This window comes from Pseudomonas sp. AA-38 (genome assembly GCF_029457475.1).
GTDB lineage: Bacteria > Pseudomonadota > Gammaproteobacteria > Pseudomonadales > Pseudomonadaceae > Aquipseudomonas.
Genome location: NZ_CP120359.1, coordinates 1,179,811 through 1,204,571 on the forward strand (window position 1 = coordinate 1,179,811; position 24,761 = coordinate 1,204,571).

Annotated in this window: 19 protein-coding genes and 1 other RNA gene; 8 read left to right on the forward strand and 12 right to left on the reverse strand. The window is 64.7% G+C overall.

From position 1 onward, the window contains the following. Positions 1-78 precede the first annotated feature (78 nt). From PVE35_RS05440 to PVE35_RS05455, 4 genes are all read right to left on the reverse strand, one after another. On the reverse strand, positions 79-1,422 hold the full coding sequence (locus PVE35_RS05440) for a short-chain fatty acid transporter (protein ID WP_277374039.1): 1,344 nt from the start codon (positions 1,420-1,422) through the stop codon (positions 79-81). 240 nt (positions 1,423-1,662) lie between these two features. After that, complete coding sequence (locus PVE35_RS05445) at positions 1,663-2,841, reverse strand: acetyl-CoA C-acetyltransferase (RefSeq protein WP_277374040.1); 1,179 nt, start codon at positions 2,839-2,841, stop codon at positions 1,663-1,665. A 128-nt stretch (positions 2,842-2,969) separates the two neighbouring features. After that, positions 2,970-3,626, reverse strand: a complete 657-nt coding sequence (locus PVE35_RS05450; protein ID WP_277374041.1) for a CoA transferase subunit B — start codon at positions 3,624-3,626, stop codon at positions 2,970-2,972. Between the two features lie 11 nt (positions 3,627-3,637). Then, on the reverse strand, positions 3,638-4,336 hold the full coding sequence (locus PVE35_RS05455) for a CoA transferase subunit A (protein ID WP_277374042.1): 699 nt from the start codon (positions 4,334-4,336) through the stop codon (positions 3,638-3,640). Positions 4,337-4,441: 105 nt separating this feature from the next. Here PVE35_RS05455 and PVE35_RS05460 point away from each other — a divergent pair, with 105 nt between their 5' ends. Continuing rightward, positions 4,442-5,323 carry a LysR family transcriptional regulator gene (locus tag PVE35_RS05460; protein WP_277374043.1) on the forward strand — a complete coding sequence of 294 codons (882 nt, stop codon included), beginning with the start codon at positions 4,442-4,444 and terminating at the stop codon, positions 5,321-5,323. On the opposite strand, the gene PVE35_RS05465 is transcribed toward PVE35_RS05460, so the two are convergent. Then, complete coding sequence (locus PVE35_RS05465) at positions 5,317-6,294, reverse strand: phosphotransferase (protein WP_277374044.1); 978 nt, start codon at positions 6,292-6,294, stop codon at positions 5,317-5,319. The two genes, PVE35_RS05460 and PVE35_RS05465, sit on opposite strands and share 7 nt — an antisense overlap. Positions 6,295-6,507: 213 nt before the next feature. Here PVE35_RS05465 and fabG point away from each other — a divergent pair, with 213 nt between their 5' ends. Then, positions 6,508-7,281, forward strand: coding sequence for a 3-oxoacyl-ACP reductase FabG (gene fabG, locus PVE35_RS05470; protein WP_277374045.1), 774 nt, complete (start codon positions 6,508-6,510; stop codon positions 7,279-7,281). Between the two features lie 14 nt (positions 7,282-7,295). Further along, complete coding sequence (locus PVE35_RS05475; protein WP_277374046.1) at positions 7,296-8,606, forward strand: aminotransferase class III-fold pyridoxal phosphate-dependent enzyme; 1,311 nt, start codon at positions 7,296-7,298, stop codon at positions 8,604-8,606. 1 nt (position 8,607) lies between these two features. On the opposite strand, the gene PVE35_RS05480 is transcribed toward PVE35_RS05475, so the two are convergent. The 3 genes from PVE35_RS05480 to PVE35_RS05490 all read right to left on the reverse strand — a co-directional run bounded on the left by PVE35_RS05480 (position 8,608) and on the right by PVE35_RS05490 (position 12,065). Then, positions 8,608-9,654 carry an AraC family transcriptional regulator gene (locus PVE35_RS05480; protein WP_268181861.1) on the reverse strand — a complete coding sequence of 349 codons (1,047 nt, stop codon included), beginning with the start codon at positions 9,652-9,654 and terminating at the stop codon, positions 8,608-8,610. 146 nt (positions 9,655-9,800) lie between these two features. After that, entirely contained in the window at positions 9,801-10,664 is an 864-nt protein-coding gene (locus tag PVE35_RS05485; RefSeq protein ID WP_277374047.1) for an SDR family oxidoreductase, read from the reverse strand. Positions 10,665-10,676: 12 nt separating this feature from the next. After that, on the reverse strand, positions 10,677-12,065 hold the full coding sequence (locus PVE35_RS05490; RefSeq protein ID WP_277374048.1) for an NAD(P)-binding domain-containing protein: 1,389 nt from the start codon (positions 12,063-12,065) through the stop codon (positions 10,677-10,679). Positions 12,066-12,218: 153 nt separating this feature from the next. Between PVE35_RS05490 and PVE35_RS05495 the strand changes: the two genes are divergently transcribed. Next, positions 12,219-13,268 carry an AraC family transcriptional regulator gene (locus tag PVE35_RS05495; protein ID WP_277374049.1) on the forward strand — a complete coding sequence of 350 codons (1,050 nt, stop codon included), beginning with the start codon at positions 12,219-12,221 and terminating at the stop codon, positions 13,266-13,268. Further along, the gene (locus PVE35_RS05500) at positions 13,189-13,857 is read left to right on the forward strand and encodes a tyrosine-type recombinase/integrase (RefSeq protein WP_268181867.1); all 669 of its coding nucleotides are present in this window, start codon (positions 13,189-13,191) and stop codon (positions 13,855-13,857) included. Before PVE35_RS05495 ends, PVE35_RS05500 begins: the two co-directional genes overlap by 80 nt. On the opposite strand, the gene PVE35_RS05505 is transcribed toward PVE35_RS05500, so the two are convergent. Beyond that, positions 13,832-14,407 (reverse strand): hypothetical protein, encoded by a 576-nt coding sequence (locus PVE35_RS05505; RefSeq protein WP_268181869.1) that lies wholly within the window; start codon positions 14,405-14,407, stop codon positions 13,832-13,834. The two genes, PVE35_RS05500 and PVE35_RS05505, sit on opposite strands and share 26 nt — an antisense overlap. Before the next feature lie 150 nt (positions 14,408-14,557). Continuing rightward, positions 14,558-14,949: a transfer-messenger RNA gene (gene ssrA, locus PVE35_RS05510) on the reverse strand. A 127-nt stretch (positions 14,950-15,076) separates the two neighbouring features. On the opposite strand from ssrA, the gene PVE35_RS05515 reads away from it, so the two are divergent. Then, positions 15,077-17,989: an ATP-binding protein gene (locus PVE35_RS05515; RefSeq protein WP_277374050.1), complete on the forward strand. Its 2,913-nt coding sequence runs from the start codon at positions 15,077-15,079 to the stop codon at positions 17,987-17,989. 9 nt (positions 17,990-17,998) lie between these two features. Here PVE35_RS05515 and PVE35_RS05520 read toward each other — a convergent pair whose 3' ends face one another. Further along, positions 17,999-19,831: a DUF4105 domain-containing protein gene (locus PVE35_RS05520; RefSeq protein ID WP_277374051.1), complete on the reverse strand. Its 1,833-nt coding sequence runs from the start codon at positions 19,829-19,831 to the stop codon at positions 17,999-18,001. A 164-nt stretch (positions 19,832-19,995) separates the two neighbouring features. On the opposite strand from PVE35_RS05520, the gene PVE35_RS05525 reads away from it, so the two are divergent. After that, complete coding sequence (locus tag PVE35_RS05525) at positions 19,996-20,307, forward strand: TraR/DksA family transcriptional regulator (RefSeq protein WP_268181885.1); 312 nt, start codon at positions 19,996-19,998, stop codon at positions 20,305-20,307. Here PVE35_RS05525 and PVE35_RS05530 read toward each other — a convergent pair. Continuing rightward, positions 20,300-21,937, reverse strand: coding sequence for a cation:proton antiporter family protein (locus PVE35_RS05530; RefSeq protein ID WP_277374052.1), 1,638 nt, complete (start codon positions 21,935-21,937; stop codon positions 20,300-20,302). The genes PVE35_RS05525 and PVE35_RS05530 overlap by 8 nt on opposite strands. 184 nt (positions 21,938-22,121) lie before the next feature. Between PVE35_RS05530 and PVE35_RS05535 the strand changes: the two genes are divergently transcribed. Next, positions 22,122-24,596 (forward strand): ATP-binding protein, encoded by a 2,475-nt coding sequence (locus PVE35_RS05535; RefSeq protein WP_268181889.1) that lies wholly within the window; start codon positions 22,122-22,124, stop codon positions 24,594-24,596. Positions 24,597-24,761 lie beyond the last annotated feature (165 nt).

Consider the following 24,761-nt stretch of genomic DNA (forward strand, 5'->3'; position numbering starts at 1 on the left):
CGGCGCTGCTGCGTTAGAAGCAGGCTCGTATCGCTCTCGCTCGCGAGCCCTCCCGGTGCGTTGATCACGAGCGGGGATTCAGCCGAGCAAGTAGAACGCGCCGCAGATCACCACGCCCGAGTACAGCAGCATGATCAGGCAGTAGCCCATGATGTCGCGGGCGCCGAGGCCGACGATGCCGAGCAGTGGCAGCGCCCAGAATGGCTGGATCATGTTGGTCCAGGCGTCGCCCCAGGCAATCGCCATGGCGGTGACGGTGGGCGAGACGCCCAGTGCCTGAGCAGCCGGCAGCATGATCGGGCCTTGCACGGCCCACTGGCCGCCACCGGACGGCACGAACACGTTGACCACGCCGGCGCTGAGGAAGGCCAGCAGCGGGAAGGTGTCGGCCGACGACCAGGAAATGAACGCCTCGGTGATCTGCCGACCGAGGGAAATGCCGTCGGCGTTGGCGCCCATCATCATGCCCATGATCCCGGCATAGAAGGGGAACAGCAGGACGATGCCGCCGATGCCGCGCACGCTCTCGTTCACCGCGCGCATGTAGCGCTCCGGGGTGCCGTGCATCAGCAGGCCGCTGAACAGGAAGATGGCGATGACCACATCCAGTCCGAGGACGAAGCCCTTGCTGGCGAAGTGGTTGAACAGGTAAATGCCGGCCATGGCCACCAGTGCCAGACCGAGGATGCGGCTGTCGTCCAGGCGTTGCGCCGGGGTTTCACGGGCCGGCAGTTCGGCGCGTGATTCCACCAGTTTGGCGGCATCGGCCACCTTGGCGTGCTGCCGTGGGTGCATGGCGCGGTTGAGCAGCGGCAGGCCGATGAACAGCAGGGCGACGATGGTCAGGTTGAGCGGGCTGAACAGGGTTTCGCTGATGCTCACCGGATCGGTCAGCACGCCTGCGGTGATGCGTGCCAGATCCGGGCCGCCAGTGGCCATCGACAATGGGATCGAACCCGCCAGGCCGCCATGCCAGACCAGAAAACCGGAGTAGGCCGAGGCTACCAGCAGCGGGTAGTCGACCCCATCGACCTTGCGCGCCAGGGCGCGGGCGAATACGGCGCCGATCACCAGGCCGAAGCCCCAGTTGACCCAGCAACCGACCAGCGCTACCAGGGTGACCATGATGATCGCCTGGCCCGGTGTGCGCGCCAGGCTGGCCAGACGGTCGAGTTGACGGTTGATGATCGGTGCGCTGGCCAGGGCGTGGCCGGTGACGAAGATCAGCGCCATCTGCATGGCGAAGCCGAGCAGGGTCCAGAAACCGCCGCTCCAGTGCTGCACCATGGCCGGCAGCGACTGGCCGGTAGAGAAGATACCGGCGAGCAGCACGCCCAGGGTGAGCAAGGCGGAGAAAACGAAGGGCGAGGGCAGGTACTTCTGTACCAGGCTCACGCTCATGCGGGTGAGGGTGTTGAACATGGGGGGACGCCTCTTTCTTATGGTTGTGTGGCTTTGACCAGGCATTCTAGGTTGGCTGCGCCTGGCTGGTTGAAATGACAACGCCCGGCACCAGGCCGAGCGGTTCGACGTAGCCCGGATGCAATCCGGGAATTCCTTGCCAGGTTTCCCCGGATTGCATCCAGGCTACGGCAGTAGGGTGGATGTCGCTGTTTACATCCACCCAAGCGGTGGAACGATGAAGCGCGATCCACCCTACGGTCAACGCTCGATGGCCAGCGCCACGCCTTGGCCACCGCCGATGCACAGGGTGGCCAGACCCTTCCTGGCGTCGCGGCGGATCATCTCGTGCAGCAGGCTCACCAGCACGCGGCAGCCCGAGGCGCCGATGGGATGGCCCAAGGCGATGGCGCCGCCGTTGACGTTGACCTTGTCGGCATCCCAGCCCAGTTCCTGACCCACTGCCAGTGCCTGGGCGGCGAAGGCTTCGTTGGCTTCGATCAGATCCAGTTCATCTAGGCTCCAGCCAGCCTTGTCCAGGCAGCGACGGGTGGCCGAGACGGGGCCGATGCCCATGATCGCCGGGGCGACGCCGGCATTGGCGTAGCCGGCAATCCTGGCCAGCACCGGCAGGCCTAGCGCTTGCGCCTTGGCTGCGCTCATCAGCAGCACGGCAGCGGCGCCGTCGTTGAGGCTGGAGGCATTGCCGGCGGTGACGCTGCCGTCCTTCTTGAACGCCGGCTTGAGCTTGGCCAGGGACTCGGCACTGGTGCCGGCGCGCGGCTGCTCGTCACGGGCGAAGGCGATGGGGTCGCCCTTGCGCTGCGGGATCATCACTGGCGTGATCTCGGCCTCGAAACGCCCGGCCTCGATGGCCGCCACGGCTTTGCGCTGCGATTCGGCGGCGAAGGCATCCTGGGCTTCACGGCTGATGCCGTATTTCTCTACCAGATTTTCGGCAGTGATGCCCATGTGGTAGTCGTTGAAGGCGTCCCACAGGCCGTCGACGATCATGCTGTCGAGCATCTGTGCGTGGCCCATGCGCAGGCCGGTACGCGCTTTCGGCAGCACGTAGGGCGCCAGGCTCATGTTCTCCATGCCGCCGGCGATGATCACCTCGGCATCGCCGCAGCGAATGGCCTGGGTAGCCAGGTGCAGGGCCTTGAGGCCCGAGCCGCAGACCTTGTTCAGGGTCATGGCCGGTACGGCATGGGGCAGGCCGGCGCGGATGGCGGCCTGGCGTGCGGGGTTCTGGCCACTGCCTGCGGTGAGCACCTGGCCGAGGATGACTTCATCGACCTGGGCGGCGTCGAGGTTGGTCTGCTCCAGCAGGCGCTTGATGACGATGGCGCCGAGTTCGGGCGCAGGAATCTCCGCCAGGCTGCCCTGGAAGCTGCCGATGGCGGTGCGGGTGGCGGCGACGATAACGACGTCTTGCATGGGGAATCCTCTTGGCTCGAAAGGCGGAAAAGCATCGCGAATAAATTCGCTCCTACAGGGCAAGTGACCGATATAAAAGCACCCCGCAAGACGCCAGGCGTGGTGGCGTTTGCGGGGTGGTAGGCAACTTAGAAGCTCATTTCCGGTACGTGCTCGGGGACGATCAGCTTGCCGGCGGTCTTGGCCACGATTTCCTCGACGCTCACGCCTGGTGCGCGTTCGCGCAGAACGAAGGCGTTGTTCTCGATCTCCAGATAGGCCAGATCGGTCAGCACCTTGCGGATGCAGCCGCAGCCGGTCAGCGGCAGGCTGCAGTGTTCCAGCAGCTTGGATTCGCCATCTTTCGAGGCGTGGGTCATGGTGACGATGATGTTGTCGGCACCGGCCACCAAGTCCATGGCGCCGCCCATGCCCTTGACCAGCTTGCCGGGAATCATCCAGGAGGCGATGTTGCCGCGTACGTCCACCTCGAAGGCGCCGAGCACGGTCAGGTCGACGTGGCCGCCACGGATCATGGCGAAGGATTGCGCCGAGTCGAAGATCGCCGCGCCTTTCACAGCGGTGACGGTCTGCTTGCCGGCGTTGATCATGTCGGCGTCCACTTCCTCTTCAGTGGGGAAGGCGCCCATGCCGAGCAGGCCGTTCTCCGACTGCAGCATCACCTGCATGCCCTCGGGTACGTAGTTGGCCACCAGGGTGGGGATGCCGATACCGAGGTTGACGTAGAAGCCGTCCTGCAGTTCGCGGGCCACGCGCTGGGCCATTTGTTCACGGGTAAGAGCCATTCCGGTTTCTCCTAGGCGCGCAGGGTGCGTTTTTCGATGCGTTTCTCGAAGCTGCCGCAGATCAGCCGGTCGACGTAGATGCCGGGGGTGTGAATCTGCGTCGGGTCGAGTTCACCGGGCTCGACGATCTCTTCGACCTCGACCACGGTGATGCGCCCGGCAGTAGCGACCACCGGGTTGAAGTTCTGCGCGGTGTGGCGGTAGACCACGTTGCCGAAGTGGTCGGCCTTCCAGCCCTTGACGATGGCGAAGTCGCCGGTGATGGCCGGTTCGAGGATGTAGTGGCGGCCATTGATCTCGCGCGCCTCTTTGCCTTCGGCGACCGGGGTGCCGTAGCCGGTGGCGGTGAAGAAGGCGGGGATGCCGGCACCGCCCGCGCGCAGCTTCTCGGCCAGGGTGCCTTGCGGGGTGAGTTCGACTTCCAGTTCGCCGGAGAGCAGTTGCTGCTCGAACAGGGCGTTCTCGCCGACGTAGGAGGCGATCATCTTGCGGATCTGCCGGTCTTCCAGCAGCACGCCGAGGCCGAAACCGTCGACACCGCAATTGTTGGACACCACGGTGAGATCGCGCACGCCACGGCGGCGGATCTCGGCGATCAGGTTCTCGGGGATGCCGCACAGGCCGAAACCGCCGGCCAGTACGGTCATGCCGTCCTGCAGGCCGTGCAGGGCTTCTGCGTAGCTGCCGACGCGTTTGTCGAGTCCGCTCATTCGAGGCTGCCTCTTTGTTGTTATCGGGTGTGAGGCCAAGCTTCTGCGCTGTGAGCTTATTTGTTAAGTTTGTTTTTCCTCTTGATTGATCAGGTAAATAAATCAATGACCGTCAAGCAGCTACGCGCCTTTCTCGCCGTGGCGCAGAGCCTGAGCTTTGCCCAGGCTTGCGAGCGTCTGCATCTGTCGCAGCCGGCGCTGAGCCTGGCGATCAAGAATCTGGAGCAAGCGCTCGGCGGCCAGTTGCTGGTGCGCACTACCCGCAGCGTGGCGCTGACCCCCGAAGGCGAGACGCTGCTGCCGATTGCCGTGCGCCTGCTGGCCGACTGGGACAACGCCGAGGATCTGCTGCGCCAGCACTTCACCCTGCAGATGGGCAAGGTGGCGGTGGCGGCCATGCCGTCGTTCGCCGGTAACCGCCTGCCGGCGGTGCTACGCGCGTTTCGCGACGCCTATCCACGGGTCAACGTGGCGGTGCACGACGTGATCAACGAACAGGTGATGGAGATGGTGCGCGACGGCCGCGTCGAGCTGGGCATCGCCTTCGAGCCGGCGACCCTCGATGGCCTGCAATTTACGCCGCTGTACGAGGATCGTTTCGTCGCCGTGGTGCCGGCAGCCAGCCATCTGGCCGACCACGAAGCGCTGACCTGGGCGCAGTTGCTGGAGCAGCCCTTCATCACCCTGCAGCGGCCATCGGCGGTGCGCCTGCTGCTGGAAGACAGCGTGATCGCCCGTCACGGCAAGCTGCCGGTGGCCTTCGAGAGCCATCAGTTGGTCACGGTCGGGCGCATGGTCGCCGAAGGCCTGGGCGTCAGCGCCGTGCCGCAACTGTGCCGGCAGCAGATGGAAGACCTCGGCGCGCGCTGCCTGCCGCTGAGCGAGCCGCAGGTGTCGCGCCGCGTCGGCCTGCTGCACCTGGCCGGGCGCCAGCTATCCAGCGCCGCGCAGGCCTTGAGCGAGGTGCTGTTGCGCCCGGCTCAGTAGAGGCGCAGCCGCCCCTCCAGATAGGCCTCGCACAGCGGCAGGCAGCGGCTGGCCCAGTCCGGCCCTAGCTCCTGCACGGTGAGGGTTTCGGCGTGGGTGCCGGTCCAGGCCAGCAGTTGCAGGCGGCGTTGCACGACGAAGGCGGGAATCATCGCCAGCTCGGCGTCGCTCAGGCCATGCTCGCGGGTGTAGCCCTGCAGCCAGTGGCTGACCCAGCGCGGCACGTCTGGATGATCCTCATGAAAGCTCAGCGCTGAGGCGAGGTCGTGCAAGTACCAACCGAAGCCGCAGTCGTCGAAGTCGATCACCCGCGTGCGCTCGCCCTGCACCAGCAGGTTGGCCAGGCGCAGGTCGGCGTGGATCAGGCCGAAGCGTTCGCTGCCCTGGCCATAGGCGGCCAGCTCCTCAGCCAGGCGCAATAGCGTGGCCTCGATCAGTGGCTGCTGCGCCGCGCTCAGATTGGGTGCCTGGCGCCAGTCGCCCCAGTGGCCATCGGCGCCGAGCATGCTGGCGTGATCCCAGTGCAGGCGCTCGAAGCCTGCTGGCAAAGGCCAGTCGCGCGCCTGGCGATGCAGGCGGGCGTTGATCGCACCCAGGCGCTCGAACGAGGCCAGCAGATTCTGCCGGGGATCAGGCTCCGTACCGTCGATCCACTCGAAGAGCACGGCATGGCGGGTCTCACCGGCCAGTTCGAGCTGTTGCAGGCAGTCGCCATCCAGGCCGGGCAGGGCCTTGGGCACTTCCACGCCTGAGGCGCGCAGGGCGTCGAGCCAGTGCAGTTCGCTGCGGATCGCCTGAGCGCTGTGGTAGGCCGGGCGGTGCAGGCGCAGCACATGGCGCACGCCTACGCCGTGCACGGCGTAGGTGGCGTTCTCCGACAGGCAGAGCAACTGCAGACGGCCCCGGCATGACGCGGGGTAACGCGCGAGCATGGCCTGGGCTAGCTGATCGACGGTGGCGGCCTGAAGCATGGCGGGCGCTCCTGATGACTGACGATGAGGCCAGCATCGCCATGGCTCGCTCTGGCGGCTTGACCGTGCCTGGCGAAAACTTGACCGCTCGGCACAGACAGCGCCCCGGCAGGGGTGGATTTGATCGCTCGCCACGCAACTTGTGCTCTGCGGTCAAGTGTTCGGCGCGGGGCAGGGCGAGGATGGCGTCATCCATTCGATGAGGAGCCCTCCATGTTCACTTCCCTGCAAGGCAAGCGTGTACTGGTTACCGGCGGCAGCGCCGGCATTGGCCTGGGTATCGTCCGCGGCTTCGCCCGTGAAGGTGCGCGCGTGGCGCTCAGCGCGCGCAATGGCGAACGGCTCGCCGCCTGCGTCGCGGCCTTGCGCGCAGAAGGGCTGGATGTGCAGGGCTTCGTCGCCGACGTGGCTGTTGCGGCGTCGGTGCGCAACCTGGTCGATGAGGTGGCGCAGGCCTTCGGCGGCCTCGATGTGCTGTGCTGCAATGCTGGGATCTTCCCCTCCGGCAGCCTCGACGAGCTGAGCGAGGCGGACTGGGATCAGGTGCTGGCGACCAATGCCAAGGGCTCCTTCCTCTGCGTGCAGGCGGCGCTGCCTTATCTGCGCCAGGCCGAGTACGGGCGGGTGATCCTCACCTCGTCGATCACCGGGCCGGTCACCGGCTTCCCCGGCTGGGCCCATTACGGCGCGAGCAAGGCGGCGCAACTGGGCTTCATGCGCACGGCGGCGATCGAACTGGCGCGTGACGGCATCACCATCAACGCGCTGCTGCCCGGCAACGTGCTCACCGAAGGGTTGCAGGAGATGGGCGCGGACTATGTGGCGAGCATGGCCGCCTCGGTGCCGCTGCGGCGCCTCGGCAGCGTCGATGACATCGCCGCCGGTGCGCTGTTCTTCGCCTCGCGCGAGGCGGGCTACATCACCGGGCAGAGCCTGATCATCGACGGCGGGCAGATCCTGCCCGAGTCGTTGCAGGCGCTAGGCTGAGACGGAGGCGCAGGATGCTCAAGGTCAATGCCTTCGAGAGTGAACAGATCGCCACTCTGGATGCTGCGCGTCAGCGCCTGGTGGAGCGGCGACAACGCCTGCTGGGGCCGGCTTACCAGTTGTTCTACGATCAGCCGCTGCATCTGGTGCGCGGGCGGGGCGCCGAGGTGTTCGACAGCGTGGGGCGCGCCTACCTGGATCTGTACAACAACGTGCCCTCGGTGGGGCATTGCCATCCGCACGTGGTGGCAGCCATGGCCAGCCAGGCGGGCGAACTGAACATCCATACCCGCTATCTGCACGAGGGCATTCTCGACTATGCCGAGCGCTTGCTGGCGACCCTGCCGGAGATGCCCGCCCACGTGATGTTCACCTGCACCGGCAGCGAGGCCAACGACCTGGCACTGCGCATCGCTCGCGACCATAGCGGCGGCACGGGGGTGATCGTCACCCGCTACGCCTATCACGGCATCACCATGGCCATTGCCGAGCTGTCGCCGTCGATGGGCGAGTACGTGCCGGTGGCCGGCGATGCGCGCCTGGTCGATGCGCCGCTGCACCGGCCACAGCGGCCAGAACAGGTGGGCGCGCAGTTCGCCGCGCAGGTGCGCGCGGCACTGGCGGACATGCGCCGGCACGGCATTCGCCCGGCGGCTCTGCTGGTCGATACCCTGTTCACCAGCGACGGCGTGTTTGCCGATCCGCCGGGCTTTCTCGCCGAGGCGGCGGCCGCTGTGCGCGAGGCGGGCGGGCTGTTTATCGCCGATGAAGTGCAGCCCGGCTTCGGCCGCACCGGCAGCCACTTCTGGGGCTTTCAGCGGCATGGCCTGGTGCCGGATCTGGTGACCCTGGGCAAGCCGATGGGCAACGGTCACCCGCTGGCCGGGGTGATCTGCCAGCCGCATCTGGTCGAGCGCTTCGGCCAGTGTGCGGCCTACTTCAATACCTTCGGTGGCAACCCGGTGGCGGCGGCGGTGGGCCTGGCGGTGCTGGAGGTGATCGAGGCGGAAGGCTTGCAGGCCAATGCGGCGCGGGTCGGGGCGTTGCTCCAGGCCGGGCTTGGCAGCCTCGCCGCGCGTTATCCGCAGCTCGGCGAGGTGCGCGGCGCTGGTCTGTTCATCGGTGTCGATGTGCTCGATGACGAGGGGCGCGCCGATACTCGTGGCGCGCGGCGGCTGGTCAACGCCCTGCGTGACGAAGGCGTGCTGATCGGCGCTTCCGGGCCCGCCAGCAACGTGCTCAAGATCCGCCCGCCACTGTGCCTGAGCGCCGCTCAGGGCGAACGTTTCCTGGAAGCACTGGACGCCGTTCTAGCCCGAAGTTAGCTCAGTGTCCTGAATGGCGCGCCTGCTGCCACTGCCGTGGGCTGAGCCCATGCCAGCGGCGAAAGGCGCGGGAAAAGGCGCTCAGCTCGGAATAGCCGAGCAGGGCGGTGATCTCGGCCAGGGCGACACCCTGTTCTAGGTGCAGGCTGGCCAGCTCGCGGCGGGTCTGGTCGAGCAGGGTCGAGAAGTTCAGGCCTTCATCGTTGAGGCGACGTTGCAGCGTCCAGCTAGGCAGGCGCAGGCCGTCGGCCAGTTTCTCCAGGCTGGGTTCGCCGCTTTCCAGCAACAGACGAATCTGCCGCCTGGCCTCGTCCATCAGGCCGTGACGGGGTGCGCCTTCGACCGTACTGCTGGCAAGTTGGCGCAGGTTGTCGAACATCAGCGCCAGCAGGCGGGCGTCGCGCCCCGGCATCGGCTGCTCCAGCACGCTGCGCTGGAACACCAGGGCATTGCTCGGTTGATCGAAGAAGGCCGGTGCATCGAAGGCCTTGCAGTGCTCGTACCAGGCCTCCGGGCGGGCGTGCTCGAAGTGCACCTGCTCCGGTGCCCAGCGCGTGCCGAGGGCGTGGCGCATCAGGTTGAAGAACATGCCCAGCGACAGCTCGGCATCCTGGCGTTTGTGCAGGATGCTGCCGTGCTGCACCTGATAGTCCAGCCGGCACAGCGGGCCTTGCTCGTCGAGCCTGAGCAGGCTGCCCTGCTGGTGGTAGGGAAAGGCCCGTACCACGTTGCGCAGGGCGTCGCCGAGGGTGGCCGAACTCATGCCGATGTAGCCGAGCAGGCCGAGGGCATCGGGCTTGAACTGGCGCCCATAGCGCAGGCCGAAGTGCGCGTCGTGCGTCTGCCGTGCGGCCTCCTCGAACACTGCGCAATACTGGTGCAGATCGAGGCTCAGGGTCGGCTGGCTGAGGCATTCGGGGTCGATGCCGGCGCGCCCGAGAATACGATCCGGGTCACCCCCGGATTGCTGGATGAACGCCACCAGGCCCGTGGCTGCCGAGGCCAGAACGCCGACTCGGTAAGACCTGTCCGTTGCTGTGTAGGGCACCTTGATGCTCCGTTGGAACGCAGGTCTTTCACGGCATTCAAGAAGCGTTCCACGCACCAGCCAGCGCGTTGCGGCGTCTTCGACTGGCCGACAGCGGGCTGTAGAGGCCGAAGCAGGTAAACACCATCCCTGGCAAAACCCAGGCGTCAGTCGATGGCCTCGCCGATAAGCTGCCACTTGCCGTCCTTGCGCTCTGCCAGGCCGCGCGCCTCCAGGCCTTGCAGATAGCGCTGCAGACCACGCTCGCCACGGCTCTGAAACAACGGCAGCAGGCGCGGCAGCAGGTTGGGGAAGAGCATCACCAGCTTGGTCAGCCACAGTTCGCTGCGTTTCGGCGCACTCTCCAGGCTCGGCTTGTCGAGCATGCGCAGGATGTTGCTGGCCACCGCTTGCGGCGCTTGCGGCGGATCCATGAACTGCAGGGCATTGCCACCATCGATGGCTTCCTGGCGCAGCATGGGCGTGTCGGTGGCCGAGGGCAGCACGCAGCACACCTTGATGCCACGCGGCGCCAGCTCCAGGGCCAACGACAGCATGGCGCCACGCAGGCCGAACTTGCTGGCACTGTAGATGGGACTTTCGGCGGTGGGGAAGATACCCGCGATCGACACGGTGCTGACCACCCGCGCATTGCGTGAGGCTTCCAGCAGGCCGACCGCCTGGCGCGTCAGCAGCAACGGAGCCAGCAGGTTGATCTCCAGTTCGCGGCGGATGCTGGCATGACTGCGCGTGGCGAAGGGCTCGACATGGACGATGGCGGCGTTGTTGATCAGGGCATCGAGGCGGCCGAAACGCTCGCCGATGAAGCTGATCAGCGCCTCGATCTGCTGCTCGTCGGTGAGGTCGAGGGGGAAGGGCGTGGCCCGTTCGCCCAGGCTGGCGCACAGCGTTTGCAGGCGCACAGCGTCGCGATCAGCGAGGATCAACTGCACGTCGCGCTGGATAAGTTGCCGGCACAGGCACTGGCCGATGCCACCTGCCGCGCCGGTGATGAGAATGACTTCGCTCATGGGGATTCTCGCTCAGGAGGCTCGTGACAGGGGGACAGCGACGTAGCCAGGTTGCTGGCGCACGGGGGCGAAATAGCCTTCGCTCAGGTCGCTCCAGCCCATGCGGTGGCGCAGCCGCTGCATATGCTTCTTCAGCGCGTGCACCTCCAGGTACACCTCGTGGCGCTGCGATTTGACGAACTGGATGCCGCCGGACAGATCGGGCTCGTCATGCTGGATCAGCCCCTCGAACTCCCTGGCCATGAGCGGGCGCTGGAGCTGATCGGCCAGGTAGCAGGCGATCAGATGGGCCTCGTTGTCGAACAGCTTGTAGGCGCTGGAGTTGGTTTCCAGATAACCGATGCCGAACAGGTTGTGGTGCTGGCGGCTGAAGATGGAGAGGTACATCTGCGGGCGCCCGCCTTTCCACTCGAAGTAGTCGGTGGCGTAGCGGCAACTCCACTTGTAGCCGGTGGCGTAGAGCACCAGATCGAGGGTTTCGCGGCTGCCATCCTTGAACACCACCTGGTCGCCTTCGTAGTGGGAGACGTCCGGGCGCACCTGGATATCGCCATGCTGCAGATGATGCAGCAACTGGCTGTTGAGCAGCGGGTGGCTCTCGAACAGCTTGTGATCCGGCTTGGGCAGGCCGAAGCGGGTGAGGTTGCCGTTGACCAGGCGCAGGATGCCGCCGAACAGCAGGCGCGTCAGCCACATCGGCAACTGTGGGCCTTTCTCGCCGACTTCGTCTGCCGGCAGCCCGAAGATATGTTTGGGAATGAAGTGGTAGCCCCGGCGCAGGCTGATCAAGGCCTTGTCGGCGTTGGCGGCGGCGTCGCAGGCGATGTCGGCCCCGGAGTTGCCCGCGCCGATGATCATGACCCGCTTGCCCTTGAATTCCTCGGGGCGGCGGTAAGTCACCGAGTGGCGAATCTCGCCGCTGAAATGGCCCTTGATTTCCGGCATGTTCGGATCCCAGTTGCAGCCGGTGGCGCACACCAGCGCGCGGTAGCGACGGCGTTCGCCATTGCTCAGGGTGACGATCCAGCGGCCGTCCTCATCCTTGTCCACGCGCTCCACTGCAGTGTTGAAACGCACCTTGTCGTAGAGACCGAAGGCCAGGGCGAAGGAGCGCAGGTATTCGAGGATCTGCCGGTTACTCGGGTAGTCCGGGAAGTGCTTGGGCATGGGGTAGTCGAGAAAGCCGGAGAGGTCGCGCGAGGAGATGAAATGCGCGGACTCGTACATCGGCGTGCCGGGGTTTTCCAGGTCCCATACACCGCCGAAATCGCTGTGGCGCTCGAACTGCTGGTAATCCAGGCCCTGGCGCTTCAGGGCGCGGGCCATGCACAGGCCACCGGGGCCGCCGCCGATGATGCAGACGCTGTCGCCGCAATCCACATAAGGCACGTCGTTAGGCATGATCGCCTCCGTTATTGGAATCGTGGCGCTCACGTTATCCCCAGCCAGCCGCCTTGATCAGGTCGCTGACGGACAGAAAAGGGGGCCAGAACGGACAGCCTGATTGTCGTTTATCATCGGCCAGTCGCTCGACGTCACGAGGAACACATCGCCATGAAAGATATCGCCGATCCGCGCTTTTCCAACGCCTCGGCGCCCGCTCATGTCTCGCGCGCCTTGCTGCGCGTCGTGGCCGAGCGTCAGGGCAATGCCGAGCGCGTCTGCCTGGGGCTGGGCTTCACCCCGACCGACCTGGCCAGGCCTGGCTTTCGTTTGTCGCATCGGCAGAGCTACCTGCTGGTGCGGCGGGTGATCGAGCAGGTCGGCGATAAGGGCCTGGGCCTGCTCGTCGGTGGGCGGCAGAGCGCGGTATCCCTCGGTCTGGTCGGCCTTGGCATGCAGGCCTGCGCGACCCTTGGCGAGGCGCTGGAGCTGGGCCTGCAGTTCCAACGGCATGCCGGAGCGATGCTCGGCCATGATCTGGAGATCCAGGGCGACAGCGCACGCTTGCTGCTGACCCCGTTGTTCTACGAGCCGGACGTGCAGGCCTTCTACATGGAGGAAGCCTTCTCCAGCTCGCTCAGCATCGTGCGCCACCTCAGCGTTGCGCGGCTGAGGCCACGCCTGCTATGCCTGGACTACCCGCGTCCTGCTCATGCTGATCTATACGAGGCGCTGTTCGAGTGCCCGGTGCGCTTTGGTGAGCAGATCAACGCCATCGAGTTCGATTCCGCCTGGCTGGACATGCCGCTGGCGACGCGGGACGACGCCGTGGCGGCCGAGGTGGTCGAGCTGCTCAAGCAAGCGCGCTGGCTTGATCAGGAACGCTCGGAACTGATCGAAGGGCTGCAACGCGAAGTGCGCAAGCAACTGGACGCGCCGCCTTCCTTGGCGCAACTGGCGCGCCAGCTCAACATCAGCGAACGCACCTTGCGTCGGCGCATCGAGTCGGCGGGTTTGAGCTACCAGGGCATCATCGACGAAAGCCGCCGCGCCCGTGCTCTGGTTCTGCTCGGGCGTGATGATCTGTCCCTCGCCGAAGTGGCGGTGCAGACCGGCTTCAGCGACGTACGCAACTTCCGCCGTGCCTTCAAACGCTGGACCGGCCTGGCCCCACGCGAGGCGCGCAAGGGCTTGCTGCAGCAATTGGGGGAGATGGGGTAGGGCTTTCGGATATAGCTGCAAAGCAGTTGGTGGCAGTGCGCTCAAGGTTCAGGAGCGTGAGCTGTCCTGGCTGACCACCGAACAGATTGTCGAGCTGCTGGAAGAAATCTGGCGCGGCTGTGGCAACCCATACGTCGAGATAATCGCCCTGACCTGTCTGGCCACCGATGCTCGATGGTCAGAGGCGGAGAAGCTGAAACCGACCGGCCTGCGCAATGGCGTGATCACCTTCAGCGGAACCAAGAACGGTAAGGTTCGTTCGGTGCCGATCACTGCAGAGCTTGAAGCCAAGATCGTCAAGCACTGGAAGCAACACGGCCAGCCAAACTCGGCCATCATCCCGATCCGCCGCGCTCTGGCCAGGACGACCATCCGCCTACCAAAAGGCCAGGCCTCCCACGCCCTCCGCCACACTTTCGCCAGCCACTTCATGCAGAAGGGTGGGAACATCCTCACGCTACAGAAAATCCTGGGCCACTCCAGCTTGGCTATAACCATGCGTTATGCTCACCTTGCACCGGAGCATTTGGCCGAGGCGGTGAGGCTGAATCCGTTGGCTTCTGTCAGAGGATACGCTTTGGAGTCCTGAGCATATCGAAGGTTACTGGGTTGCCATCCAGATCGCTCACGCTCAACGTTATCCGATTGGGTTCGATCAAGTGCACTTGGAAGTGCTCAGGCGTGCCCTGGGGGATTTCTGCGAACTTCGGCGGTTCTCCCATCAGCTTGGTGTACTGGGCGCCGCTGACCTTTAGTTTGTCAGTCTCAACCATCTCCAGAGCGCTTTTTGAATCGCTCAGCTTGATGATTACTCGCTCATCGTTCCCGTCCCATTCTCCAGCGCTTGAGATTCTGTAGATGACCTGGCTTTTCACGTCAGGCAGCTTCACAGTCATTAGCCCGCTGTACCGAAACGTGCCGTTTTCTAGGTACTCCATTACCCCACGAATGTTCACTCTGCCTGGACCATTGGGGTATTCGTATTCGCTCAACCAGCGCCCATAGAATGCGGGGTTGTTCGTTTTCTCTGTCAGCCATGGGTGGAACTGCCAGTAGAATGTGATCGCTGCCGCTATCCCGCTGATCACAACGAGAGCTGTCTTCACGTGAGGCGCCAGTTGGCTGAGTTGGAGAGTCATGAACAAGTCCTTTTGAGTCCTGGGTGTGATGTTCCTGTGCATTGAGCAGGAATTGTGGCTCTTGTGACACTTTCGGGACATTCGCTGCCCCTGAAAAAACAAAACCCCTGAAATTCTCTAGGAAAATCAGGGGCTTATGCTTTCTTTAATTGGTGGAGCCGGGGGGATTTGAACCCCCGTCCGCCAGTTCTCCACTGTTGGTACTACATGCTTAGCCGTGTCTATTGAGTTAACCCTCAGCCGCCCGACGGGCAGGGTGCATTGGGCGAGTTGTGTAAGTTTTAGCCACTTCGTCCACAACGTACTACGCGGCGATCCTGTTCTGCATGACAATCACTTCGGGTTTACAGGCATCCCCTAGTGATCGCTGGAGCCGAAGCTACCAGAAGGACTAGTCGCGCCGCTTACGCAGCGAGAGCGTAGCCCTCGTAGTTTTCGTCATTGGCAACTATAGAAAGTTGCAACAGTTGATTTACGACTTCTGTTACCAAGTCGGCATGCACCTCGAGCTTCGCTACCGGCGTCGAATCCTAATCGGCCCCAAAGCTTTGCGGTTACAGATGTGACGAGAGTGTACGGCAAAGGTTCCATCGCGTCGACTGCGTATTCGGTTCAGGCCGGCTATGATGGCCCTCTGTGCCCCAAGTGGGCCAATCGAGGAATTGTCTCATGCCGAGTAGCGGTTACCCTCTGCGTCGATGGATCTGGCGGGCGTTCGTGCAGAGCGCGCTGATTCCGCTGATTCTGGTGGAGTCGGTGTTGATCGCGGTCTATCTGCTGAGCAACCAGGCGATTCGTGACGAGCAGATCGCCCATCTGCAAGAAGCAGCGGTACGTGACCTGACCTCCGCGGCGCAGCGCGAGGCACAGGTCATCGATGCTCGCCTGCGTTCGGTGGAGGTGCAGGTACCGGTGTTCCGCGACGCTGTGCTGCGGGCTTTGCTCGACAAGGGGTTCAAGCCCGACGACACCGAGCGCCAGCGTCATGCAGTGACGTCCAGTGGTGTGTTCTATACCCGTAGCGACGATGGCCGCGCCGCTTCCTTCTATGCCAACAGCACGCCCCTGGCCCAGCAGGATCATGACAAGGCGTTGCGCCTGTCGCAGGTCGATCCGCTGATGCGTTCGATCCACCAGGCCAACCCCATGGTGGCGGGGCTCTACTTCAACAGTTGGGACAGCTACAACCGCATCTACCCCTGGTTCGACACACCCGCCCAGTATCCCCATGACATGGTGATACCGGATTACAACTTCTATTACCTGGCCGATGCTCAGCACAATCCGCTGCGCGAGGTGGTCTGGACCGAGGTCTACCTCGACCCGGCAGGTCAGGGCTGGATGATTTCGGCCATCGCGCCGGTCTACCGTGACGATTTCCTCGAAGGCGTGGTCGGCTTCGACATCACCATCGACCAGATGCTGGGCGAGATCGAGGAGCTGAACGTGCCTTGGCATGGCTATGCCATGCTGGTCAGCCCGGACAATCGCATCATGGCGCTGCCCAGGGCGGGTGAGCAGGATTTCGCTCTGCGTGAGCTGACCCACTACTCCTACGACGAGGCGGTGCGCCGCGAAGTGCTCAAACCCGAGGACTTCAACCTGAGCAAGCACAACGGCATGGCGCCTTTGATAGCAGCCATGCAGGTGTCCACCAACGATGTGCAGGAGGTCGTGCTCGGTGGGCGTCAGCAACTGGTGGCCTGGAGCGAGATTCCGCAAACCGGCTGGCGTTTGATGCTGGTGGTTGACGAAGCGCAGATCTTCGAGGAAACCAATCTGCTGGCCGAGCATTATCTGCAGATCGGTTATCTGCTGATTGCCGGGCTCTTGTTCTTCTACCTGTTGTTCTTCGCGGGTATGTGGCTGCGTTCGCGCCAGCTCAGTGCTCAACTGGCGCGTCCGATCGATGGAGTCGTCGAGATGGCCGGCAGCCTCGGTCAGGGCGACTACCAGCCGACGGTACCGCAAACCCCGATACGCGAGGTCAGCCGTCTGGCAGCGGCGATGCAGCGTGCCGGTCTGCAACTGCAGGCCAGCGAGCGCAAGCGCCAGGAGACCCACGAGCTGCTGCAACTGGTGATCGACAGCACCACCGAAAGCCTCTGGCAGATCGACGTGTGCAGCCAGACCATCGAGCTGAGCGAGCGTTTCGTCGAGCGTTTTGGCCTCGGGGCTCGTCAACTGACCCTGAGCGAGTTCAACCGCCGGGTACACCCGGACGATCTCGAGCGCCTGCGCCATTTACGCTTGCTGTTCGCCGAGCAGGGCGAGGAGTACTTCGATGCCGAGTACCGCTACCTCGACCGCCACGGCGAGTACGCCTGGCTACTCAGCCGTGGGCGATTGCTGGCGCGCAACGAAAGTGGCTGGCCGCAGCGCATTGCCGGCACCCATGTGGATATCACCCGCCTCAAGCAGGTGCAGGAAGAACTACGCCGGGCCAGCCTCGAGGCTCATTCCGCCAGCCAGGCCAAGAGCCGATTCCTGTCGAGCATGAGCCATGAGCTGCGTACGCCACTCAACGCCATTCATGGTTTCGCCCAGTTGATCGAGATCGAGACACAGGACAAACCCGATGCAGCGCAGGAGGCCGATTATGCCCACGAGATCGTCAATGCCAGCCGCCACCTGACCTCGCTGGTGGACGACATCCTCGATCTCTCCAGCATCGAGAGTCGGCGTCAGCAACTGCAGTTGCAGCCCATCGAGATCACCACCTTGCTCAATGGCTGTGCCGAGCTGGTGCAGCCGGAGGTGCAGCAGAGGCAGTTACAGCTCCAGGTGATGGCGCCGGACGAGCCTTCGCTCTACGTGCAGGGTGATCCGCGTCGAGTGCGGCAGATCCTGCTTAACCTGCTGTCCAACGCCATCAAGTACAACAGCCCGCAAGGCATGATCCGTATGGGCTACGAGGTGCGTGCCGCATGCGTGCGTCTGTGGGTCGAGGACACCGGGCCGGGCTTGTCCGACGAGCAACTGGAGCAACTGTTCCAGCCCTTTCAGCGTCTTGGCCGGGAAAGCTCGAACATCCCCGGTAGTGGCATCGGCCTGGTGCTCTGCCGTGAGCTGGCCAGCCTGATGCAGGGTGAAGTCGGTGTGCAGAGTGAGGTGGGGATAGGCAGTCGCTTCTGGCTCGATCTACCCAGCGCGGCGCGGCCCGATGAACCCATGCTGGGAGAGAAACTGCAGCCGGCACGCTTTGCGCCCAGCTTGGTGCAGGTGCTCTGCGTCGAAGATCACCCGGCCTGTCAGCGCATATTGCAGGAGGCATTGCGCGAGTTCGCCGAAGTGCGTGGCGTGAGCTCGCGGCAGAGTGCTCTGGCTGAGCTGCAGGGCAGCGTGCCGGCACTGGTGCTGCTGGACATCGATCTGCCCGATGGCAGCGGGCTGGAGGTGCTCGACGCGATGCGCGCCGAACCGCGCCTGCGCGAGGTGCCGGTCATGGTGATCAGCGCGGTGGCCGATACTCGGCTGTTCGAGGACGCGATGGCACGTGGCGCTTCGCTCTGCCTGAGCAAACCCGTGGATCTGCAGGCCGTGCGCCAGGCAGCCCTGGGGCTGATCTACAGCGGCTATTGAGCCGCTGCGTCAGTAGTGATACCAGCGCAGCTCCAGCTTCACTTCGTTGACCGGGCTGGCCAGTTGGCTGAATTCGCGCTGGGCGCTCAGGCGCAGGCCGAGGTTGCGTGACACTTCCCATTGCTGGTTGAGCGACAGGCGCCGGCGTACTTCGCCGTTGTGGAAGTAGTCGCCAGCCGCTTCCAGTGTCATGTTGCCCAGCGGGTTGCGCCACAGCAGGCCACCGTTGAAGCCCAGGGCGGGGGATACGACGGCGGCGAAATCCTCGTTGTATTCCAGCCGTGCGGTGCCGAGGGTGAAACCGAGCAGGTGGTCGCTGAGTTGCCAACTGGCCCCGGCACCGCCGCTGATGTGCGCCACCAGTGGTGTTTCGCCATCCTTGCCGAGCACCCGTTCCAGCCCTCCGCCCACCTGCCAGGATAGCGGCTGCAGCAGGGTGTTGCGCGGCGTCAGCGAGCGGATGTTGGCCAGATCCAGGCGTTGCAGTTGCCAGTGGTTGTTCTCGTACTGGCGCAGCTTGAGCTGGAGGATCTCGATCTGCGCGCCGAGGGGGAAGCCGTCGAGGTTGTCGTTGAGGTCGTGGTAGGCCATGCGCAGGCCGTACTCGGCGAAGGCGCGGTCGTCGCGGCTGCCGCCGGCCAGTTGCCAGGTGCGCGACTGGTGGCCTTCCTCGGGCAGTGGCGGGCGCTCGATGTCCAGTGCTGGCGGCGGGTTGCGGCTGATCGCGCCGAGCAACTGGAAGCTGCGCTTTGCGGTGACGCTGCGTTCGTTGTCGTTGGCGTGGTAGCGCACCAGGCGGAAGGCGGCGTCCTGGATCAGCGCGCGGCGCTCGCTGGGCAGGGCGGTGAACGCGGCATCGTGCAACTGCGCCGGGTCTTCGCTCAGGCGCAATACCCAGGCCTGCTCGTCGGCATCCAGCGGCTCGGCGCGGGCCATTAGTTCACGCTCGCGCGAGGGGCGGTAGTCGATGCGCTCGATCAGCCCAGCATCCTTCACCGCGCGCACGGTATCGGTGGGGATGGCGGTGAGTGGGAAGTGCTCGGTCAGCTCGATGCCGGGGCGGGCGATCTCCAGCAGCTCCAGTAGGCGGTAGGAGCAGTTCTCGTCGAAGAAGAAGTAGTCGAAGCGGATCTGCTTGAGCTCCCATACGTGCTCGACCATGCGTGCCGTCTCTTCCGGCGTCAGGTTCAGGCGGTATTCCCACAGGTCGCGGTTTTCCAGGCGGCTGTATTCGCTGAGCTTGTCATGGTAGGGCACCAGGGCGAACAGGCCCGGGTAGCCACCCATCAGGCCACGCCAGGCGTAGAGGAGGCTGTTGTCGTTGCCTTCGATAAAGGCGCCGAAGTTCAGCGCGTAGCTCAGTAGCGCGGTGTTGTGGCTGTCGATATCGGGCTGGTCGATGCGCAGCAGGGTATGGCCGAACATAGACGAGGGGCTGTTCAGGTAGGCGGCCGGGAATACCAGCACCGTGCTGTGCGGGTTGATGTCGGTGATCCAGCGGCGGTATTCGGCGCAATCCGGGATCGGCAGGTCATTGAGCTGCAGTTGCGCCTTGAGCCAACGGGTACGCGCCGGGTAGATGCACTGCGGGTGGCGGTCACCCAGGTCGGCGGGTTGGTACAGCGCCTTCAGCGTGGCCTGGAGTTCGGCGGCCGGGTCATGGGCACCGTCTTCGGCGAGAAAGAAATCATCGTCGTCGACATAGCTGCGCCAGCCGCCGAGCTTGCCGGTTTCATAGTGGCCGAGGGCGATCCAGTAGGGGTCGTCGGCGAGTTGTTCCAGCGTGGCGGCGTGCAGGGGAAGGCTGAGGCTCAGGGCGAGGACGGTGACTATCCGTTTCAAGGTCGCTGTTCTTCTGTCTTGTGGCGATGGGCGAGCTTTGGCCAGTGGCGTGCCGGGTGTCAAGGCAGTGCAGCGGGGGATTTTCTGCAAGTACTGATCGGCGTCAGTCATGCACCTTGCGCGGCGCAGCACACTGGGTACCCGTTTATCCAAGGAGATCGCTCATGGCTCACCGTGATGTGTTGGATGCGCTGTTCCGTGACTATGCCACCCGCGCCGAGGCGATTCGCCGCGACCTGGCGCGCAGCCATTCGGCGGATTTCGCCGAACAGGCGCAGCAGCGGCAAAACGACGAGGTGCTCGAAGCCCTGCTGGCCGAGGCCGAACATGGCCTGCTGCTGGTGCAGCAGGCGCAGCAGCGCCTGGCCGATGGGCGCTACGGGCAGTGCCTGTGCTGCGGCGAGCCGATCGAGGCGGCGCGTCTGGCGGCCATGCCGGTCGCGCAATATTGCCTGAGCTGCGCGCAGTTCAACTGAGCGGCTGCGTGACCTCCTGCAGCAGGCGCCGGGCAGCCGAGTCGGCGGCATCGATGTAAGGTTGCAGGACGCTGGCAGCCCCCGCGCGGTTGAAGGCTTCCAGATCCCCCTCGCGAAAGGCGCTGAGGGTTACGCTGCCACGAAAGCCGGCGTGGCGCGCGGCGCGCAGCAGCAGGGCGTTGACCTCGCGCTGGGGGATGGTGCTGACCAGCGCGCGGGCCTGTTGCAGCGGCAGGTGGGCGATGAAGTCGGCGTCCTCGGCGTCGCCGTAGCACACGCCCAGCCCGGCCTGGCGGGCGCTGGCCAGGGCCTGTGGGTCGAAGTCCACGCCCAGCACGCGCAGGCCACCCTCCTGCAGACGCAGCGCCAATTGCCGGCCGTAGCGCCCCAGGCCGTAGACGATGACTTCCGGCTGCGTCTGGCTGGGGGCGTTGTCTTCGGCATTCTCGCGGTGGGCGACGCGCCGCTCGAAGATGCCGAGCCAGGGCGAAAGGCGCTCGAACAGCGGCTGCGAGTAGAGAATCAGGTAGGTGGACAGGGTGATGGTGATGATGCCTACCAGGGTCGTCAGCCCCAGTACCGCACCGCCGACGTGGCCCAGGCTGATGCCCATGGCGACGAAGATGATGGAGAACTCGCTGATCTGCGCCACCGTCAGCCCGGCCATGAAGCCGGTGCGCTTGCGATAACCCATTGCGCCCATGATGGCCATGACGATCAGCGGGTTGCCGATCAGCACGAAAAGCGACAGCACCACGGCGCTGCCGATCTGTTGGTGCAGGTAGGAAAAGTCCAGTTGAATGCCCAGGTGCAGGAAGAAGAACAGCAGGAGAAAGTCGCGCAGGCTGCTCAGACGGCTGGCGATGGCCTCGCGTAGGGGCGTGGAGGCCAGGCAGAAACCAGCGATGAAGGCCCCCAGCTCCTTGGACAGGCCCAGCGCCTCGGCACCACCGGCCAGCAGCGTGCCCCAGGCCACCGCCACCAGCATCAGCAACTCCGGCGAGCGGGCCATGGAGGCCAGCAGACGCGGCAGGGCGAAGCGCACCAACAGGTAGAGCAGCAGCAAGCTGGCCAGCAAGGCGCCGATCAGCGTCAGTGGTGACAGCCCAGGCTTGCCATTGGCCGGCTGGTACAGGCTGATCACCAGCATGGCCAGCACCACGGCGATGTCCTGCACGATGAGAAAACCCATGGCGATGCGCCCGTGCAGGGAGTCGATCTCGCCTTTGTCCGAGAGCAGCTTGACGACGATGATGGTGCTGGAGAAGGTCAGCGCGACGGCCACGTAGCCGGCGCTCATCCAGTCCAGGCCGAGCAGGCGGCACAGCAGCAGGCCGAACAGTATGGTGAAGCTCAGTTGCCCCAAGCCAGTGGCCAGGGCGACGCTGCCCAGGGTGCGCACCAACTGCATGTCCAGCTTGAGGCCGACGACGAACAGCAGCACGGTGATGCCGATTTCCGCCAGCAGGCTGATCGAGCTGTGATCGCCCGACAGATTCATCACTGCCGGCCCGGCGAGGATGCCCACCAGGATGTAGGCGATGATCAGGGGTTGGCGCAACCTCACGGCGAGCATGCCCAGCACGGCGGACAGGCTGAGCAGGGCGGCAATTTCCTGGAAGGCACTCATGGGCAGGTCTCCTGGCGCTGGGGCTGCCTGTGATGGGTGCAGGCTCGATGGCGGATCGCCTGGCAGATTATCCCAGCCCCGATTTTGTGCATTGCCGTGAATCAAGCCTTGATCCTGTCGGCGACCCAGGCCCAGAATCAGCCCATGTTTTGCGGAACACTCCGCCCGCTAGTAAGGATCGCCAATGTCCAAGCGTAGCCTCGATGCACTGCGCCTTGCCCCCGAATCACTGACCCGCCCCTTCGCCCCCGAGCAGTTCAACTTCACCAGCACCGATGAACTCGAACCCTTCCGCGGCGTTCTGGGCCAGTCCCGTGCCGTGGAGGCGCTGCAGTTCGGTGTGGCCATGCCGCGCCCCGGTTATAACGTGTTCGTCATGGGCGAACCCGGCACCGGGCGCTTCTCCTTCGTCCAGCGTTACCTCAAGGCCGAAGCCAAACGCATGGCCACGCCGGCCGACCGGGTGTACGTCAATCACTTCGACGAGCCGCGTGAGCCGCGTGCCCTGGAGCTGCCCGCCGGCACGGCAGGTGAGTTCATCGCCGATATCAACCAGTTGATCGACAACCTGCTGGCCACCTTCCCGGCGGTGTTCGAGACGCCCACCTATCAGCAGAAGAAGAGTGCCATCGACCGCGCCTTCAACAAGCGCTACGACCAGGCGCTGGACGTGATCGAGCGTCTGTCGCTGGAGAAGGGCATCGCTCTGTACCGCGACAGCACCAACATCGCCTTCACCCCCATGGCCGATGGCAAGGCGCTGGACGAGGCCGAATTCGCCCAGTTGCCGGAGGCCGAGCGCGAGCGCTTCCATGCCGATATCGCCGCTCTGGAGGAGCGCCTGAACGAAGAACTGGCCAGCCTGCCGCAGTGGAAGCGCGAGTCGAGCAACCAGTTGCGTCAGCTCAACGAGGAAACCATCACTGTCGCCCTGCAGCCGCTGCTGGCGCCGCTGTCGGAGAAGTACGCGGAGAACGCCGGCGTCTGCGCCTACCTACAGGCCATGCAGGTCAACCTGCTGAAAACCGTGGTCGAGCAACTGGTGGACGTGGACAAGGCCGACCCGCAACTGCGCAAGTTGCTGGAGGAGATCTACTGCCCGAGCCTGGTGGTCGGCCACCACGCCAACGGCGGCGCGCCGGTGGTGTTCGAGCCGCACCCGACCTACGACAACCTGTTCGGCCGTATCGAATACAACTCCGACCAGGGCGCGCTGTACACCAGCTACCGGCAGTTGCGCCCCGGCGCGCTGCACCGGGCCAACGGCGGCTACCTGGTGGTGGAGGCGGAAAAACTGCTCGGCGAGCCCTTCGTCTGGGAAGCACTCAAGCGCGCCCTGCATTCGCGCCAGTTGAAGATGGAATCGCCCCTGGGCGATCTTGGTCGCATCGCCACCGTCACCCTCAACCCGCAGGTCATCCCGCTGCAGCTCAAGGTCATCATCATCGGCTCACGCCAGCTCTATTACGCGCTGCAGGACGCCGATCCGGACTTCCAGGAGATGTTCCGCGTACTGGTGGACTTCGACGAGGATATCCCGCTGGCCGAGGAAAGCCTGGAGCAGTTCGCCCAGTTGATGAAGACGCGCACCTCGGAAGAGGGCCTGGCGCCGCTAACCGGTGCCGCCGTGGCACGTCTGGCCACCTACAGTGCGCGCCTGGCCGAGCATCAGGGGCGGCTGTCGGCACGCATCGGCGACCTGTTCCAACTGGTCAGCGAGGCCGATTTCATTCGCCAGCTCGCCGGCGAGCCCATCACCGATGCCGGCCATATCGAGCGCGCGCTCAAGGCCAAGGCCACCCGTACTGGCCGTGTGTCGGCACGGATCATCGATGACATGCTGGCCGGGATCATCCTCATCGATACCAGCGGCGCTGCCGTCGGCAAGTGCAATGGCCTCACCGTGCTGGAGGTGGGCGACTCCGCCTTCGGCGTGCCAGCGCGGATTTCCGCCACCGTCTATCCGGGCGGCAGCGGCATCGTCGACATCGAGCGTGAGGTCAGCCTCGGCCAGCCGATTCACTCCAAGGGCGTGATGATCCTCACCGGCTTTCTCGGCAGTCGTTACGCCCAGGAATTCCCCCTGGAGATTTCCGCCAGCATCGCCCTGGAGCAATCCTACGGTTACGTCGATGGCGACAGCGCCTCGCTCGGCGAGGTGTGCACGCTGATCTCGGCGTTGTCGCGCACGCCGCTCAAGCAGTGCTTCGCCATCACCGGCTCGATCAACCAGTTCGGCGAGGTGCAGGCGGTCGGCGGGGTCAACGAGAAGATCGAAGGCTTCTTCCGCCTGTGCGAGGCACGCGGCCTGACCGGAGAGCAAGGGGCGATCATCCCGCACTCCAACGTCGCCAACCTGATGCTCGACGAGCGTGTTTTGCAGGCGGTGAGGGCAGGGCTGTTCAACGTCTATGCCGTGCGTCATGTCGACGAAGCGCTGAGCCTGCTGGTGGGCGAGCCGGCCGGGCACCCGGACGAAAAAGGGCGTTTCCCCAAGGGCAGCATCAACGCCCGCGTGGTCGAACGCCTGCGCGAGATCGCCGAAATCGGCCTGGAGGAGGAGAGCAAACCAGCCGAAATCAAGGATAAGGCTGCCGAGGCGAGCAAACCGGCCCGCGCTCCGCGTCGCAAGAAAGCCGATGACGAGGCGACGAACTGATCAGTTCTTGCACGGCTGTCCCTGACCCGCAGGGGTAGCCGCACGGCGCCCGTTGCACACTTGTCATCAACAGAGTTATCCACAGCTTGCGTGGATAACTTTGGCTTTCCAGTTCGGGCATTCGGGGTGTAGGCTGATGCTTGGTTCTTGCGAGGGACAGCCGCC